The 16,843-nt window shown below is 62.6% G+C and carries 16 protein-coding genes; 6 read left to right on the forward strand and 10 right to left on the reverse strand.

Annotated features, from left to right (window positions below; all coding sequences use genetic code 11):
• Positions 1–37 precede the first annotated feature (37 nt).
• Entirely contained in the window at positions 38–481 is a 444-nt protein-coding gene (locus CDE01S_RS04870) for a universal stress protein (protein ID WP_066704528.1), read from the forward strand.
• Positions 482–563: 82 nt separating this feature from the next.
• Here CDE01S_RS04870 and CDE01S_RS04875 read toward each other — a convergent pair whose 3' ends face one another.
• The 8 genes from CDE01S_RS04875 to CDE01S_RS04910 all read right to left on the reverse strand — a co-directional run bounded on the left by CDE01S_RS04875 (position 564) and on the right by CDE01S_RS04910 (position 9,479).
• Entirely contained in the window at positions 564–2,096 is a 1,533-nt protein-coding gene (locus CDE01S_RS04875) for a malonate--CoA ligase (RefSeq protein WP_066704567.1), read from the reverse strand.
• 8 nt (positions 2,097–2,104) lie between these two features.
• A complete protein-coding gene (locus tag CDE01S_RS04880) occupies positions 2,105–2,920 on the reverse strand; it encodes an enoyl-CoA hydratase/isomerase family protein (RefSeq protein ID WP_066704533.1) in 816 nt (271 codons plus the stop codon).
• Positions 2,921–2,968: 48 nt separating this feature from the next.
• Complete coding sequence (locus CDE01S_RS04885; RefSeq protein ID WP_066704534.1) at positions 2,969–3,964, reverse strand: Bug family tripartite tricarboxylate transporter substrate binding protein; 996 nt, start codon at positions 3,962–3,964, stop codon at positions 2,969–2,971.
• Positions 3,965–4,012: 48 nt separating this feature from the next.
• Positions 4,013–5,410, reverse strand: coding sequence for a malonyl-CoA decarboxylase (locus CDE01S_RS04890; protein WP_066704535.1), 1,398 nt, complete (start codon positions 5,408–5,410; stop codon positions 4,013–4,015).
• Entirely contained in the window at positions 5,407–6,075 is a 669-nt protein-coding gene (locus CDE01S_RS04895) for a GntR family transcriptional regulator (protein WP_066704569.1), read from the reverse strand. Before CDE01S_RS04895 ends, CDE01S_RS04890 begins: the two co-directional genes overlap by 4 nt.
• A gap of 216 nt (positions 6,076–6,291) precedes the next feature.
• The gene (gene lgt / locus CDE01S_RS04900; protein WP_084382741.1) at positions 6,292–7,110 is read right to left on the reverse strand and encodes a prolipoprotein diacylglyceryl transferase; all 819 of its coding nucleotides are present in this window, start codon (positions 7,108–7,110) and stop codon (positions 6,292–6,294) included.
• Positions 7,111–7,247: 137 nt separating this feature from the next.
• Entirely contained in the window at positions 7,248–9,080 is a 1,833-nt protein-coding gene (ilvD, locus tag CDE01S_RS04905; RefSeq protein WP_066704537.1) for a dihydroxy-acid dehydratase, read from the reverse strand.
• A gap of 159 nt (positions 9,081–9,239) precedes the next feature.
• On the reverse strand, positions 9,240–9,479 hold the full coding sequence (locus CDE01S_RS04910) for a TIGR04438 family Trp-rich protein (protein ID WP_066704538.1): 240 nt from the start codon (positions 9,477–9,479) through the stop codon (positions 9,240–9,242).
• A gap of 101 nt (positions 9,480–9,580) precedes the next feature.
• Between CDE01S_RS04910 and CDE01S_RS04915 the strand changes: the two genes are divergently transcribed.
• The gene (locus CDE01S_RS04915; RefSeq protein WP_066704539.1) at positions 9,581–9,886 is read left to right on the forward strand and encodes a c-type cytochrome; all 306 of its coding nucleotides are present in this window, start codon (positions 9,581–9,583) and stop codon (positions 9,884–9,886) included.
• A gap of 105 nt (positions 9,887–9,991) precedes the next feature.
• On the opposite strand, the gene acs is transcribed toward CDE01S_RS04915, so the two are convergent.
• A complete protein-coding gene (gene acs, locus CDE01S_RS04920; protein WP_066704540.1) occupies positions 9,992–11,986 on the reverse strand; it encodes an acetate--CoA ligase in 1,995 nt (664 codons plus the stop codon).
• Between the two features lie 163 nt (positions 11,987–12,149).
• Here acs and CDE01S_RS04925 point away from each other — a divergent pair, with 163 nt between their 5' ends.
• From CDE01S_RS04925 to CDE01S_RS18090, 4 genes are all read left to right on the forward strand, one after another.
• Positions 12,150–12,752, forward strand: coding sequence for a TIGR00645 family protein (locus tag CDE01S_RS04925; protein ID WP_066704543.1), 603 nt, complete (start codon positions 12,150–12,152; stop codon positions 12,750–12,752).
• A gap of 35 nt (positions 12,753–12,787) precedes the next feature.
• A complete protein-coding gene (locus CDE01S_RS04930; RefSeq protein WP_066704545.1) occupies positions 12,788–14,344 on the forward strand; it encodes a fumarate hydratase in 1,557 nt (518 codons plus the stop codon).
• Entirely contained in the window at positions 14,341–15,153 is an 813-nt protein-coding gene (gene murI / locus CDE01S_RS04935; RefSeq protein WP_066704547.1) for a glutamate racemase, read from the forward strand. The genes CDE01S_RS04930 and murI overlap by 4 nt, the downstream gene beginning before the upstream one ends.
• Before the next feature lie 324 nt (positions 15,154–15,477).
• Positions 15,478–15,891 carry a hypothetical protein gene (locus tag CDE01S_RS18090; protein ID WP_245636108.1) on the forward strand — a complete coding sequence of 138 codons (414 nt, stop codon included), beginning with the start codon at positions 15,478–15,480 and terminating at the stop codon, positions 15,889–15,891.
• Positions 15,892–16,030: 139 nt separating this feature from the next.
• Here the strand turns inward: CDE01S_RS18090 and CDE01S_RS18095 are convergent.
• On the reverse strand, positions 16,031–16,843 hold an 813-nt coding region (locus tag CDE01S_RS18095; protein ID WP_084382742.1), incomplete at its 5' end, for a hypothetical protein.

Raw genomic sequence — 16,843 nt, forward strand, 5'->3', positions numbered from 1 at the left:
ATCTAGAATCTGTTTCGCACAACACGGAGATCACCTCATGTACCAAAGAATCCTCGTCGCCACCGATGGCTCCACCCTCTCCAAAAAAGCGGTCAGCAGCGCCATTGCCATGGCCCAGCTCACCGGCGCCGAACTGGTCGCCCTGAAGGTGATCCCGCGTTACCCGCAAAGCTATTTTGAAGGTGGTCTGGCCCTGCCGGCCAGCGACATCGCCCGCGTCGAAAAGCAATGGGCTGAGCACGGCCAGTCGATCGTGGATGCCGTGAGCAAGACTGCTCTGGGCAAGGGCGTCAAGGTCAAGGCCGTCACGGCCAAGTCGGATCTGGTGAGCGAGGCCATCATCGCCGCCGCCAAGAAACACAAGTGCGACCTGATCGTCATGGCTTCGCATGGCCGCAAGGGCATCAAGCGCCTGCTGCTGGGCAGCGAGACACAACAGGTGCTGACGCACTCGCACGTGCCGGTGCTGGTGCTGCGTTAAGCTCCCTGCGCCTGGCGCAAGACAAAGGTCCTCCCCTCGCGGGGCGGGCCTTTTTTCATGGTGCTTGCGAGCGCGAACCCGTTCAGTAGAACAGGTGCTTGTGCTGCTCGCGCAGCAGGTTCTTCTGCACCTTGCCCATGGTGTTGCGCGGCAACTCGTCGACCACGAAGCAGCGCTTCGGAATCTTGAAGTTGGCCAGCTGCGACTTGAGCTTGGCAATGATGTGATCCGGGTCGAGCGCCATGCCAGACTGGCGCACCACCACCGCCACGCCCACCTCGCCGAAGTCAGGGTGCGGTACGCCGACCACGGCGCTCTCGGCCACGCCCGGCAATTCGTTGATGTAGCCCTCGATCTCGGCCGGGTAGACGTTGTAGCCGCCGCTGATGATCAGGTCCTTGCTGCGACCGACGATGGTCACATAACCACGATCGTCGATCTTGCCGACGTCGCCGGTCTTGAAGTAGCCGTCGGCGGTGAACTCTTCCTTGGTTTTTTCGGGCATGCGCCAGTAGCCCTTGAACACATTGGGCCCTTTGACCTGGATGCCGCCGATCTCGCCCACCGGCACCGGCTGGCCGGCATCGTCCTGCACCCGCAGGCTGACACCCGGCAAGGGAAGGCCGACGGTACCGCCGCGGCGCTCGCCGTCCTTCGGGTTGTAGGGGTTGGAGGTCAGCATGATGGTTTCGCTCATGCCGTAGCGTTCCAGGATGGTGTGGCCGGTGCGCTGCTGCCAGGCCACAAAAGTCTCGATCAGCAGCGGTGCCGAACCGGCAATGAACAGGCGCATGTTGCGCGTGCTCTCGCGGTTCAGGCCGTGCTCGGCCAGCAGGCGCACATAAAGCGTAGGCACGCCCATGAAGACCGTCGCCTCGGGCAGCTTCTCCAGCACACGCTTGGGGTCGAACTTGGCCATCCAGATCATCTTGCTGCCGTTGAGCAGCGCGCCATGCAGCGCCACGAACAGGCCATGCACATGGAAGATCGGCAGCACGTGCATCAGCACATCACCCGGTTGCCAGCCCCAGTACTTCTTCAGCACATGGGCATTGCTCAGCAGGTTGCCGTGCGTCAGCATGGCCCCCTTGCTGCGGCCGGTGGTGCCGCTGGTGTAGAGGATGGCGGCCAGGTCGTCGGCCTGGCGCGGCACCGCCTGGTGGTGTTCGGAACAATGTGCGGCGCGTTCCAGCAGCGAGCCGGTCCGGTTGTCATCCAGCGTGAAAACATGCTGGGTGCCGGCCTTGAAGGCGATCTTGCTGACCCAGCCGAAGTTCTTGCTGCTGCACACCACCACGGCCGGTTCGGCGTTGCCGACGAAGTACTCGATCTCGGCACTCTGGTAGGCCGTATTCAGGGGCAGGAACACATAACCGGCGCGCAGCGTGGCCAGGTAGAGCATGACCGCCTCGACCGACTTCTCGACCTGCACCGCGATGCGCGAGCCCTCGGGCAGGTCGAGCGACTTGAGCAGGTTGGCCATCATGGCCGTGGCCCGCTCCAGGTCGCGCCAGGAGTAGTTCAGCCCGTTGTCGGTCTCGATGGCGATCGCATCCAGGTTGTGCGGGAAGGCCGCACGCAAGGCGGCAAACAGATTGGCATTGGCTTGTGACATGGCTTTGCTCAAGTCTCAGAGGTTGAAAAATTGCTGGGTCGCTTCTGCAGAAAGGCATTGATGCCTTCGCGATGCTCCGGGCTGTCCGCGTAGGCATAGGCACGGGAAAGGAAACCCGCTATCGAATCAGGAGCTGCTGGCGCAATACCGTCAAGGCCCAGAGGCCGATTCAATGCCCGAAGCGTCTGTTTGTTCAGGCGCGCGGCCTGGGGTGCCAGTGCTGTGATGCGCGCGGCGGTGGCCGCGGCCTCGCTGGCGCATTGGCCGCCCGGCATCACGCGACTGAGAAAGCCACGCTGCTGCATCAGCTCGGCGCCGGACACGGCTGCTTCCAGCAGCATCTCGCGCGCCGTCAGGGCTCCCGCTTCACGCAGCACCAGCGCCGCCTCGCGCGGCGCCATGGGAAAACCCAGGCGGGCGATCGGTGCACCGAATCTGGCGGCCGCATCGGCGATGCGGATGTCGCAGCAGCAGGCGATCTCGACGCCGGCCCCCATGCAATTGCCTTCGATCTGCGCCACGATCGGCACATCACAGTCCAGCATGGCCTGCAGGCCACCCCAGACATCGTTGTCATGGAAATCGCGCAGGCCGGCCTCGTCGAAGCGAAAGTCGGGGTATTCGGAAATATCGCCGCCCGCGCAGAAATGCCCGCCCTCCCCGCGCACCAACACACAACGCACCGCCGGCTCGGCCTGGATCGTCGTGAACACCTGGCGCAGTTCGCGCCACATGGCACGCGACATGGCGTTGAACTTGCCCGGGTGGCTCAAGGTCACCAGCGCAAGGGCGCCCTGCCGCTCGAATCGAATGTGGCCACTCATTGCTTCACGTTTCTCATCCGGTCTCACGCGTCAGGGCTCCTGTGTGCCTCAATCCAGCTTGGCGCCCGAGAGCTTGACCACATTGGCCCAGCGCTTGACTTCCGCGCTGACGAACTGGCCGAACTGCTGCGGCGTCAGGTTGCCGAACTCGGCGCCCTGGTTGGCCCAGACGGCCTTGGCTTCGTCCGTCAGGCCGGCCTTGCGGATGTCCTCCACCGCACGGGCCTGTACATCGGCCGGTGTGCCCTTCGGCGCCCAGATGCCGTACCAGGTGGTCACGGTGTAGTCCGGCAAGCCCAGCTCGGCCGCACACGGCACGTCGGGGAACGCCGGGTTGCGCTTGCCGCCTGACACCATCAGCGCCTTGATGCGGCCACCCTTGATGTGCGAGGCCGAGGAGCCCAGGCCGTCGAACATCATGTCGATGTTGCCGGCAATCAGGTCCTGCAGCGCCGGGCCGGCACCCCGGTAGGGAATGTGGGTGATGAAGGTCTTGGTCTGCTGCTTGAACAGCTCGCCCGCCAGATGATGGCTGCTGCCGCTGCCGGCCGAGCCGTAGTTCATCTTGCCGGGGTTCTGCCGCAGCATGGTCAGGAAGGCCTTGAAGTCGACAGTGATCTTCTTCGGGTTGACCACCAGCACCTGCGGCACGTTGGCCACCAGCACCAGGGGCACAAAGTCCTTTTCCAGGTCGTAGTCCAGCTTGGGGTACATCGACGGCGCGATGGCATGGTGAGCGCCCCCCATGAACAGGGTGTAGCCATCGGGCTGTGCCTTGGCCGCGATGCTGGCACCCAGGGTGCCGCCGGCGCCACCGCGGTTGTCGATGATCAGCTGCTTGCCGGTCACCCGGGCAAACTGGGCCGCCAGTGGGCGGGCAAAGGCATCAGTGCCACCGCCGGCCGGAAACGGCACGATCAGGGTAACCGGCTTGGTCGGCCAGGTCGATTGGGCCTGTCCGCTCAGGGCCGTCCCGGCCAGGCCGGCTGCCGCCAGGCGCAGCACATCACGGCGGCTGGAAATGACGCGGTCGATCGTAGTCATGTCTGTCTCCTCTTTTTTAGTGAACCAACTAACAAAATGGTGCAGCGCTCAGAACGCCAGCTTGGCGATCTCGCCTGACACAGGTATTTTGCCCTGCCCCAGTTGCACGCGGTGCTTGTCCAGGCGCTTGAGGTCATACAGGTAGTTGACCATGATGCCGTAAGACTGCTTCCACCCCTTGGGCGAGCCGTCACCCGCCCAGTTGAGCCGCTCCACACGCGCCCCATTGCCCAGGTGAAAGCGCGCCACCGGGTCGACCGGCTTGCCTTCCTGCAGCTCCTGGCCCAGGTAGTGCGCCGCGCACTGCAACAGCAGATGGCCCAGGGGCGAACCGGCCTCCAGCTCGCGCGCGTTGTCTGCCGCGGCCAGGAACAGCTCGGCCGTCAACGCCTCGCCGCCGAGCGAGCGCTGCAGCTCCGTGCGTGCGCGACGCTCCATCCGCTCCAGCATGGCACCGGCATGCCGTCCCAGCCAACCGCGGAAACCTGGAATGGGCGACAGCGTGACAAAGGTCTTGAGCTTGGGAAATTCGGCGCGCAGGGTTTCGACCACGCGCTTGATCAGCGAATCGCCGAAGCTCACGCCACGCAGACCGGTCTGGGTGTTGCTGATGGAATAGAAAATGGCCGTCGTCGCCTTGCTCAGATCGGAGGCTGCGGCGGTTTCGTCCAGCAGCGGCGCAATGCTGCCTGGCATTTCGCCCAGCAAGGCCACCTCCACAAAGATCAGCGGCTCGTCCGGCAGGCGCGGGTGGAAGAAGCCATAACAGCGGCGGTCGCTGTCCAGCCGGTTCTTCAGGTCGGCCCAGCTGCGGATGTCGTGCACCGCCTCGTACTTGATGAGCTTCTCGATCAGCGAGGCCGGCGAATCCCAGCTCATGCGCCGCAGTTCCAGGAAGCCGACATCGAACCAGGTGGAAAACAGGTTCTCCAGCTCGGCATCCAACGCCAGCAGGCGCTTCTCGCCCTTGAGTTGCGGCAGCAGCTCGGCACGCAGGTCGAGCAGAAAGCGCATGCCCTCGGGGAAGGCGGAAAAACGCTGCAGCAGCCGCGTGCGCGGCGACACCAGGGCCTTGCGCAAGCGGATTTCGGCCTGCCCTTCCTCGGGCGTCCCGATGGCGCTGTCGTACTGGTCGCGCGCCGCCGCCACCTTCTTGGCGTCGGGGGCAAACTGCTCGCTCATCAACAACCAGGTGTCGCGCCGCTGCTCGGGTGTTGCCGCGGCGTACCAGGCCGCCACGGTGCGCGCACGGCGCCCGCCCTCGACCTCGCTCACCTGCGGATCGACGATGGCCTGCAGGGTCTTGAGCACACGGCGCTGCTCGCGCGTCAGCGCCGCATCGCGCGCCGGCTTGGCCACAGCGGCCGACGTGGCCCCGACCACGCCACGCAGGCGCGGACTCAGCTGCGAGACGCTGCGCGCCAGCCACGATGTTGCGACGTTCATACCAGCCTCCTGCTTTTCTGTTGGCGCGCCAGTTCGCGCAGTGCTTCGCGTTGCCGCGTCAGATGCGTGCGCATGGCGGCTTCCGCCCCCTCGGAATCGCGCGCCTTGAGCGCTGCGAACACCGCCAGGTGCTCGCTCAGGCTTTGCGCCAGGCGCCCCGGCGCATGCAGCTGCTGCAAGCGCGCCAGCTTGAGGATCTTGCGCAGATCCGCAATTACCTGCGCCAGCCAGCGGTTGTCGGCCAGCGTGATGATGGCCTCGTGAATGGCGAAATTGGTCTGGTAGTAGTCGACGATGCGCTTGGCCGCCGCATGGGCCTGCAACTTCTGGTGCAGCGTCTCCAGCACGGCCAGGTCGGCATCGCTGGCATTGCAGGCCGCCTCGAATGCACAACGCCCTTCCAGCAGGGCAATGACGGGAAAGATTTCGTCCAGATCCTGCTCGGTTACTTCATTGACAAAACAACCGCGGCGCGGCTCATGCCGCACCAGCCCTTCGGCCGACAGCACCTTGAGGGCCTCGCGCAACGGCGTGCGGGAAATCTCCAGGCGCTCACACAAGGCTACTTCATCGACAAAACTGCCCGGCGCCAGGGTGCCGTCAAAGATCTCCTCCCGCAGCGTGGCGGCGACGTGCTCGTGCAAAGAGTTGTGGACCAGACGCATGAGGGACTCGAAACAGGTGAATGAACACAGCAGGACAGGCTGGCTCGGCGCCTGTCCTTTGCTGTAATTTTCCATAATTACAGGTAATTATTCGATCCAGACAAACCCTGATCCCCGGCTTCCGCATGGGGACCGGCAGGTTTGCTATGTTTTTTATAGTGCTTTGCGCTTATTCGGCGGGGCAACAAGCCATATTCGGGCTGAATCAACGCGCACTCAGGTCGAACGTGCGACCGGCCGCTGGCCGGCCCACCACCACAGCCCGATCCCGCCGACGATCATGGGCAGGCACAGCCACTGCCCCATGCTCAGGCCGAATGACAGCAGGCCAAGAAAGTCATCGGGTTCGCGGAAGAACTCCGCCACGAAACGCAGCACGCCGTAGCCGAACAGGAAGGCCGCAGCCACCTGGCCGGTGCGACGCGGCTTGCGGGCATACAGCCACAGCAGCACGAACAGCAGCAGCCCTTCCAGCAGGAACTGGTAGACCTGCGAGGGATGGCGCGGCACATCACCGGCCCCACGGAACAGCATGGCCCAAGGCAAGGACGGATCGGCCACGCGCCCCCAGAGTTCGCCATTGATGAAGTTGCCAACCCGACCGGCGGCCAGACCCGTGGGAACACAGGGCGCCACAAAGTCGGCCACCTGCAGCCAAGGCTTCCTGCGGCTGTGGGCAAACCAGAGCATGGCCCCCACGACGCCGAGCATGCCCCCGTGAAAACTCATGCCACCTTGCCAGACAAAGAAAACCTCCAGCGGGTGGCTCAGGTAGTAACCCGGCTTGTAAAACAGGCAATAACCCAAGCGGCCGCCAATCACCACGCCCATGACGCCGAGAAACAGGATGTCCTCCACGTCGCGCCGGCTCCAGGCCTGCGTGCCGCTGAGGGAGGCATACGGCTCGTGCCGCAGCCGGCGCACGCCCAGGAACATGAACAAGGCAAAGGCCACCAGGTAGGTGATGCCATACCAGTGGACAGCGAGCGGCCCCAACTGCAGGGCGACCGGATTGATTTGCGGGTGGATCAGCATGGGCGCCATTGTGCCCCGGCTGGCACCCCGGGTGCCGGCTCAAATGCACAAACCCAATTTGATATCGCGGGGTGCCCAGCCCTCACCAGCCTCTGTGGCCGGCCGCCACGACGGGCGCGCCGCCGACGGAGCAACGGTCAGTCGAGCAGCGACAGGTCGCGCACTGCGCCCTTGTCGGCCGACATCACCAGCTTGGCATAGGCCTTGAGCGCGGCTGACACCTTGCGTTTGCGCGGCTGGGCGGGTTTCCAACCCTTGACGTCCTGTTCGGCGCGGCGCTTGGCCAGCTCCTCGTCGGACAGCAGCACGTCGATGCGGCGGTTCGGGATGTCGATGCGGATGCGGTCGCCATTGCGCACCAGGCCGATCGCGCCACCCGCCGCGGCTTCAGGCGAGCAGTGGCCGATCGACAGGCCGGAGGTGCCGCCGGAGAAACGCCCGTCCGTCAGCAGGGCGCAAGCCTTGCCCAGGCCCTTGGACTTGATGTACGAGGTCGGGTAGAGCATCTCCTGCATGCCGGGGCCGCCCTTGGGGCCTTCGTAGCGCACGATCACGACGTCACCGGCCTTGACCTTGTCGTCCAGGATGTTGGCCACGGCCTCGTCCTGCGATTCAGTGACATGCGCCGGCCCTTCGAACACCAACAGACTGTCGTCCACGCCCGCGGTCTTCACCACACAACCGTTGAGCGCAATGTTGCCGTACAACACCGCCAGCCCCCCCTCCTGCGAGAAGGCGTGGTCAATGGAACGGATGCAGCCTTCAGCGCGATCGGTATCCAGGCTGGGCCAGCGTGTGGATTGACTGAAGGCGATCTGGGTCGGCTTGCCAGCGGGCCCCGCCTTGTAGAAGGTCTGTACCTCGGGCGAAGGGTTGCGCTTGATGTCCCATTGGTCCAGCGCGTCCTTCATGGTCTTGGCGTGGACGGTCGGCACATCGGTGTGCAGCTTGCCGGCGCGGTCGAGCTCACCGAGGATGGCCATGATGCCGCCGGCGCGGTGCACGTCCTCGACGTGGTACTTGTTCGTATTCGGTGCCACCTTGCACAGCTGCGGCACCACGCGCGACATGCGGTCGATGTCCTTCATGGTGAAGTCGATCCCGGCTTCCTGTGCAATCGCCAGCAGGTGCAGGATGGTGTTGGTCGAGCCGCCCATGGCGATGTCCAGCGCAATCGCATTCTCGAAGGCCTTGAAGCCGACCGAGCGCGGCAGCACGCTCTCGTCGCCCTGCTCGTAGTAGCGCTTGCACAGCTCCACGACCAGGCGGCCAGCGCCCTTGAACAGCTGTTCGCGGTCAGCATGCGTGGCCACAATCGTGCCATTGCCCGGCAAGGCCAAGCCCAGCGCCTCGGCCAGGCAATTCATGGAGTTGGCCGTGAACATGCCGGAGCAGGAGCCGCAGGTCGGGCAGGCAGAACGCTCCACCTCGGCCACCTCTTCGTCCGACACCTTGTCGTCGGCGGCCATCACCATGGCGTCGATCAGGTCGAGCTTGATCACGCCGAGCTTGGTCTTGCCGGCTTCCATCGGGCCGCCGGAGACAAACACCACCGGGATGTTCAGCCGCATGGCAGCCATCAGCATGCCGGGGGTGATCTTGTCGCAGTTGGAAATGCACACCAGCGCATCGGCGCAGTGGGCGTTGACCATGTACTCCACCGAGTCCGCAATGATCTCGCGGCTGGGCAGCGAATACAGCATGCCGTCGTGGCCCATGGCAATGCCGTCGTCCACGGCGATGGTGTTGAATTCCTTGGCGACACCACCGGCGGCTTCGATCTCGCGCGCTACCAGCTGGCCCAGATCCTTCAGGTGCACGTGGCCGGGCACGAACTGGGTGAAGGAATTGGCAATCGCGATGATGGGCTTGCTGAAGTCGCCGTCCTTCATGCCGGTGGCGCGCCAGAGTGCACGCGCACCTGCCATGTTGCGGCCGGCAGTGGAAGTTTTGGAACGATAGGCTGGCATGGTGATTCTTCGGGTCAGTGGTTACAGGTGAGAAGGCTTTTGCAATTATGGCCTAGCGGGCAGCTTGCATTGGCTGGTGGAATCATGCCAACACCCACGGCATAGGTACACGTCAGCGCGTGCCTGCCAACGACCTGGCGGGCACCCCATCCACATATCTCAAGGCCGTTTTCTTTTGGTCCCCAGAGCAGCCTGGCTGCGGTCGATACGTGCCTGCCGACGCTGGTCTTCGCGCGCCATGGCCTTGCGCCGGGTGTAGCCCGAGGCATCCGCCCAGGCCCACCAGGCGACGGCCAGCCCGAAGGGCATCAGCACCACCCACCAGTCCCAAGCCGCCACCGGCCCAACCTCCAGGAATTTCAACAGCAGCAAAACAACACCCAGGCCCAGCAGATACATCTCAATTCCCCTTGTTCCGTATGGTCGATGCCCGTCGGCAGTCAACCATAGTTATTACAATATCGTTGTTCACTTAATTTAACTCAACCCACGAGGAAATGATGAAACGTGCTCTGTTTGCCTTGGTCGCTGCTGTTTCCGTGACCGCCCCCGCCTTCGCCGACCAGGCTCTGGCCACTTCCAAGAACTGCATGGCCTGCCACGCCGTCGACAAGAAGCTGGTCGGCCCGGCTTTCAAGGATGTTGCCGCCAAGTACAAGGGCGACAAGTCCGCCGCTGACAAGCTGGCTGCCAAGGTCATCAAGGGTGGCGCTGGCGTCTGGGGTCCGGTGCCCATGCCCGCCAACCCGCAAGTGAATGACGCTGAAGCCCACAAGCTGGTTGCCTGGGTGCTCTCCACCAAGTAATCGCCCCTCTGCGCAACAAAAAAGCCCGCAATCGCGGGCTTTTTTGTTGCTGGGCGTAAGCAGCCGCCCCTTGCGGGGCAGGCAGGGCACACGCTCACCAGCGCCTCAATAGGCCTGGCCCAACTGGTCCAGAATCGCCGGATTTTCCAGCGTGCTGGTGTCCTGGGTGATCGTCTCACCCTTGGCAATGGAGCGCAGCAGGCGGCGCATGATCTTGCCGGAGCGCGTCTTGGGCAGGTTTTCGCCGAAACGGATGTCCTTCGGCTTGGCGATCGGGCCGATTTCCTTGGCCACCCAGTCACGCAGCTCCTTGGCAATCTGCTTGGCCTCGTCCCCGGTGGGGCGCGCACGCTTGAGCACCACGAAGGCGCAGATGGCTTCGCCGGTCAGGTCGTCCGGACGGCCCACCACGGCCGCCTCGGCCACCAGATCGGTCTTGGCCACCAGGGCCGATTCGATCTCCATCGTCCCCATGCGGTGACCGGACACGTTCAACACATCGTCGATACGGCCGGTGATGCGGAAATAACCACGGTCTTCGCTGCGCACGGCACCGTCGCCAGCCAGGTAATAACCCTTGAGCTCTTCGGGGAAGTAGCTCTTCTTGAAGCGCTCGGGATCGTTCCAGATGGTGCGGATCATCGAGGGCCAGGGCTTCTTCACCACCAGGATGCCACCGGCGCCGTTTGGCATGTCGTTACCTGCTTCGTCGACGATGGCGGTCATGATGCCCGGCAGCGGCAAGGTGCAGGAGCCCGGCACCAGCGGCGTGGCACCCGGCAACGGCGTGATCATGTGGCCGCCGGTTTCGGTCTGCCAGAAGGTGTCGACGATCGGGCAGCGCTCGCCGCCGACGTTTTTGTAGTACCACATCCAGGCTTCCGGGTTGATCGGCTCACCCACCGAGCCCAGGATGCGCAGGCTGCTCAGGTCGGAACGGTCCGGGTGCACGCTGGCATCGCCTTCGGCTGCCTTGATCAGCGAACGGATGGCGGTGGGGGCCGTGTAGAAGATGGTGCACTTGTGGCGCTCGATCATCTGCCAGAAGCGGCCGGCATTCGGGAACGTCGGCACGCCTTCGAAGATGATCTGCGTGGCGCCGGCGGCCAGCGGGCCGTAGGCCACGTAGGTGTGGCCGGTGATCCAGCCAATGTCGGCGGTGCACCAGAAGATGTCGTCGGACTTCAGGTCGAAGGTCCAGTCCATGGTGAGCTTGGCCCACAGCAGGTAACCGCCAGTCGAGTGCTGCACGCCCTTGGGCTTGCCGGTGGAGCCGGAGGTGTAAAGGATGAACAGCGGGTGCTCGGCGCCGACGGCCACCGGGGCGCACTCGGTGCTCTGGCCCGCCAGGGCCTCGGCAAACGTCTTGTCACGGCCGGCCACCATGTTGCAGGCGGTGGCGGTGCGCTGGTAGACCAGCACGGTCTTGATGGTGTCGCAGCCGCCCATGGCCAGTGCTTCGTCCACGATGCCCTTGAGCGGCAGTTCCTTGCCGCCGCGCATCTGGTAGTTGGCGGTGATCACGGCCACGGCGCCGGCGTCGATGATGCGCTCCTGCAGCGACTTGGCCGAGAAGCCGCCGAACACCACACTGTGGGTGGCGCCGATGCGGGCGCAGGCCTGCATGGCCACCACACCTTCAACGGTCATGGGCATGTAGACCAGGACGCGATCACCCTTCTTGATGCCTTGCGCCTTGAGGGCATTGGCAAACTGGCTCACCTTGGCCAGCAGCTCCTTGTAGCTGACCTTGGTGACCGCACCGTCGTCCGCTTCAAAGATGATGGCCGTCTTGCTTTCGACCGGGGTGCCGATGTGCTTGTCCAGGCAGTTGGCCGACGCATTCAGTTCGCCGTCGTCGAACCACTTGTAGAACGGGGCATTCGACTCGTCCAGCGTGCGGGTGAAGGGTTTGTTCCACACCACATTTTCACGTGCCAGCTTGGCCCAGAAACCCTCGAAGTCCTTTTCCGCAGCGGCACACAGGGCGTTGTAGCCGTCCATGCCGGAGATCCGGGCGGCCTTCACAACCGACTCGGCCGGGGGGAAGACCCGGTTCTCGACCAAGACAGACTGGATGGCGGACGAAGATGAACTCATGGCTTGTTTCCTCTAATAGAAATTGAATCGCCACGGAATGTCGGGTTTTGCCCTTACAAGTCACTGACTTGATTGACACCCGGCCCTCAATGTACCCAATCCTCGCCCGGATGGAAATGCAGCCTAAAATCTTTCGCCTAGAGACAAACCCGAGATTGCCCTGATGTCGTCCCCTGAACCGTCCAAAGCCTCGCCACTGCGTCCCCTCCCCGCTTTCATCTTTGCCAGCCGCTGGCTGCAGTTGCCGCTGTATCTGGGGCTGATTGCCGCACAAGGCGTGTATGTCTTCCACTTCTGGGTCGAGCTGGTGCACTTGCTGGAAGCCGCCTTCGGCAGCCAGACGGCCCTGCAGGCGCTGGTCACCAGCATCGGCTACAAGGAAACGGTCAGTGTCACCTCGCTGAACGAGACCATCATCATGCTGGTGGTGCTAGCGCTGATCGACGTCGTGATGATCTCCAACCTGCTGATCATGGTCATCGTCGGCGGCTACGAAACCTTTGTCAGCCGCATGAACCTCGAAAGCCACCCCGACCAGCCCGAGTGGCTGAGCCACGTCAATGCCTCGGTGCTCAAGGTCAAGCTGGCCACCGCCATCATCGGCATCAGCTCGATCCACCTGCTCAAGACCTTCATCAATGCGGCCAACTACGACGTCAAGGTCCTGATGTGGCAGACCCTCATCCACATCGTGTTCCTGATGAGCGCGCTGGCAATCGCCTACACCGACAAGCTGCTCACCAGCAGCCACCAGCACGATCACTGACCCTTTCCACTTCACGCTTAACCACCCGACTGAACATGTCTACCACCACCATCCGCCAAGCCGACCTGATCGAGTCCATTGCCGCCGCCCTGCAGTACATCAGCTACTACCACCCGGCCGACTACATCGCCCACCTGGCACGCGCCTACGAGCGCGAGCAAAGCCCGGCCGCCAAGGACGCGATTGCGCAGATCCTGACCAACAGCAAGATGAGCGCCACCGGCCACCGCCCGATCTGCCAGGACACCGGTATCGTCAACGTGTTCCTGAAGATCGGCATGGACGTGCGGCTCGAAGGCTTCACCGGCAGCCTGGACGACGCCATCAACGAAGGCGTACGCCGCGGCTACAACCACCCGGACAACACGCTGCGCGCCTCGGTGGTGGCTGACCCGCAGTTCGCGCGCAAGAACACCAAGGACAACACGCCGGCGGTGATCTTCACCGAGATCGTGCCGGGCAACAAGCTCGACGTGACCGTGGCCGCCAAGGGCGGCGGTAGCGAGAACAAGAGCAAGATGGTCATGCTCAACCCGAGCGACTCGGTGGTCGACTGGGTGCTCAAGACCGTGCCGACCATGGGCGCCGGCTGGTGCCCGCCCGGCATGCTGGGCATCGGCATCGGCGGCACCGCCGAGAAGGCCGTGCTGATGGCCAAGGAAAGCCTGATGGACGACCTCGACATGTACGAACTGCAGGCCAAGGCGGCCAAGGGCGAGAAGCTCACGCAGGTGGAAGAGCTGCGCCTGGAGCTGCATGAGAAGGTCAACGCGCTGGGCATCGGCGCGCAGGGCTTGGGCGGCCTGACCACGGTGCTCGACGTCAAGATCAAGATGTACCCGACCCACGCGGCCAGCAAGCCGGTGGCCATGATCCCGAACTGCGCCGCCACGCGCCACGCGCACTTCGTGATGGACGGCTCGGGCCCGGTCTATCTGGATGCGCCGAGCCTGGACCTCTGGCCCAATGTCGACTGGACACCCGACACGAAAAAGAGCAAACGCGTCAATCTCGACACCCTGACCAAGGCGGAAGTGGCGAGCTGGAAACCCGGCGACACCCTGCTGCTCAACGGCAAGATGCTGACCGGCCGCGACGCCGCGCACAAGCGCATCCAGGACATGCTGGCCAAGGGCGAGAAGCTGCCGGTGGACTTCACCAACCGCGTCATCTATTACGTCGGCCCGGTCGACCCGGTGAAGGGCGAGGCCGTCGGCCCGGCCGGCCCGACCACTGCCACCCGCATGGACAAGTTCACCGACATGATGCTCAGCCAGACCGGCCTGATCGCCATGATCGGCAAGGCCGAGCGTGGCCCGGAAGCCATCAAGGCCATCGAGAAGCACAAGAGTGCCTACCTCATGGCCGTCGGCGGCGCCGCCTACCTGGTGAGCAAGGCCATCAAGACCGCCAAGGTGGTGGGCTTTGAAGACCTCGGCATGGAAGCCATCTACGAATTCGACGTGGTCGACATGCCCGTCACCGTGGCGGTGGATTCCGGCGGCACCAGCGCCCACATCACCGGCCCGGCCGAGTGGCAAAAACGCATTGCCAGCGGCGAGTTCAAGGGCATCTCGCTCACCACCGCTTGACCCACGTCTCGCATCCGATCGGTGTTTTCGACAGCGGCATTGGAGGACTCAGCATCCTCCAAGCCCTGCGCGTCGAGCTGCCGGCCGAGGCCTTCGTTTATGTGGCCGACAGCGGCCATGCGCCCTATGGCGAGCGTGATGCGCTCCACGTTATTGGCCGTTCGCAGACCATCACGCGCCACCTGCTGGCGCAACACCACATCAAGGCACTGGTGGTGGCCTGCAACACGGCCACCGCCGCCGCCATCCACCTGCTGCGGCAGCAGTACCCTGACCTGCCAATCGTCGGCGTCGAGCCGGCACTCAAGCCGGCCGCCCAGCTGAGCCGGACCCGGCGCGTCGGCGTCATGGCCACGCGCGGTACGCTGGAGAGCGACAAGTTCCGCGCCCTGCTCGAGACATTGCAGGGACAGGCCGACTTCATTCTGCAGCCCTGCGATGGCCTGGCCGACGCCATCGAACGCCAGGACGCTATCAAAACAGAAGCGCTTTGCGCTGATTACACAATGGCCATCGGCCAATTTGGCCACGAACCGGGACAGATCGACACACTGGTGCTGGGCTGTACCCACTACCCGTTCGCCACCACTGAACTGCGTGCGCTGCTGGGGCCGCAGGTGCAACTGATCGACAGCGGCGCACCGGTGGCGCGGCAAACCCAACGCCTGCTGAGAAGCCACAACGCGCTGGCCGCCAGCCCGACACCCGCCAGCCTTCAGCTCTACGCCACCGGCTATCCCGAACGCCTGCAGGCCGCCGCAAGCCATTGGCTGCAGCTCAGCCAGCCCGTTCAAACGCTATCAACTTGATAGCACCTGGCGCCTGTTTGGCGGCGCCTAAGCGATAAATCAATGAGATTCCAAGGTGTCGCTGGAACCATAAATGTGCCGCGCTAAGAAGAATATCTGTGCCGCAAAGAGAATATTTGGTACTTAGAAGCCAGCCCAGCGCTACTTTTAGTAGTTTAAAAAATATGTTGAAACTTCAAAAAACTCAACATCTAAGGCAAAAACCTTAATCAACCTTAGAAACGGACCAGAGAAGTCAAGTCTGTTTTTCATTTCAACCCGCTGGGGACCCTTGTCCCCTCGGGGCAACGTCGTCTCCAGTTACTTCTGATTCACGGAGATGACATGCAAATTGAAATAGATGGAACCACAAGACAGTTGCTCTTGAACTTGCTGGCAGTTCGAATTGCCAAACAACGCGACGGAACTGAAGAAAAGGTTCGCAATTGCTTTGGTAAAGACACGGCCGAAGACCTTTTTCAACGCTTGCAGCCTGATGGTGATCCATCTGGGGCGGATGTTGGTGATTTCGTTGAACTAAAGGCCAACGGCCAGCAGCTCGAATTGATACTGCCAATTGATGGTGGACTTTTGGACATGGTGCCTGTATTACCACCGAACGGGACACCAAGCAATGATGATTACGAAGGATCTTGGCCACGATTCGCCAATGAACTTCGTTGGCCAAAGCCGATTACGGTAGAGGCTGCAATCGCAGCACCCTTCTGGCGCGTCAATCCCGCCAATGAGTGCCCTTAACTACGTTCGTAGGTTCTCAGAACTCCTTCTTGATTTCGATCAAAGAGGAGTTTTTGACCGCGACAATTAACAATAACAACACACCCTCGTGCACCGTAAAGGTCACGGGGGTTTTGTGTTTCTGGAGAGGGACTTACTATTAAACTGGCGATGTCTGAGACAAGGTCGTTTTATCGCTATTCGACTGGGTCCATGCCGCATAACTCCGAAGCGCGGTAGAAGCAGACGGTGGGGTAGCGTTCGGCCCCATACCAATCAACCATCGCGAGCGAACATCAAACACGCATGAGGAGCAGAATTTAAGCCGTTCTTCTTCTGTTACAAGATCGGACAATAGCGCGCCCATCCGGATTGACACCTTTTCTGACGCAGATAGGCAGAGCCAGCGATGCGCTCTGTCCTTAGTTAAAGCTGACTCCAATTGATCTCGCTGCGTCCGCAATGGATCACGAATAGGCAAAAGTCGTTCCGGATCCATCGCGGCAGGAAATTGCAGATCTAAACTCGCTTTCAGTGCGACCTTTTCCCGCAGGGCATAAGCCTCTTCGGCGGTGTGCTCGCCATGCACCAGCGCTTCTACGGCGTCAACTGGAACGTTTACAGAAACCCCAAATAGTTGGTTGGATCGAGATACCAAGTCAGAAAGATCAATCGACTTTTCCAGATATGCTGCTGTTAGATCGCGCCACATGGCAGTCGTGATGCCATCGATTTTGCCCAAACTGGAATTCCGCAAAACCTCCATTTGAGACTTTCCGGAAGGCGTCAACTGGAATTGGTCACCGTCCAATGTGACCCAACCAGCAGTAACAAGCTCATCTAGTATCTCTGCGATCCGCCCGGTGGACGCAACTTCCAACTTATCAATCCACGCAATCAATGCAGCGGCATCCGTATTGCACCCGGGAGCCGACACATAAGATGGAGTTGGGCTTCCCCCGATTCCCCGGAC

The organism is Curvibacter delicatus NBRC 14919 (assembly GCF_001592265.1).
Taxonomy (GTDB): Bacteria; Pseudomonadota; Gammaproteobacteria; order Burkholderiales; family Burkholderiaceae_C; genus Hylemonella; species Hylemonella delicata.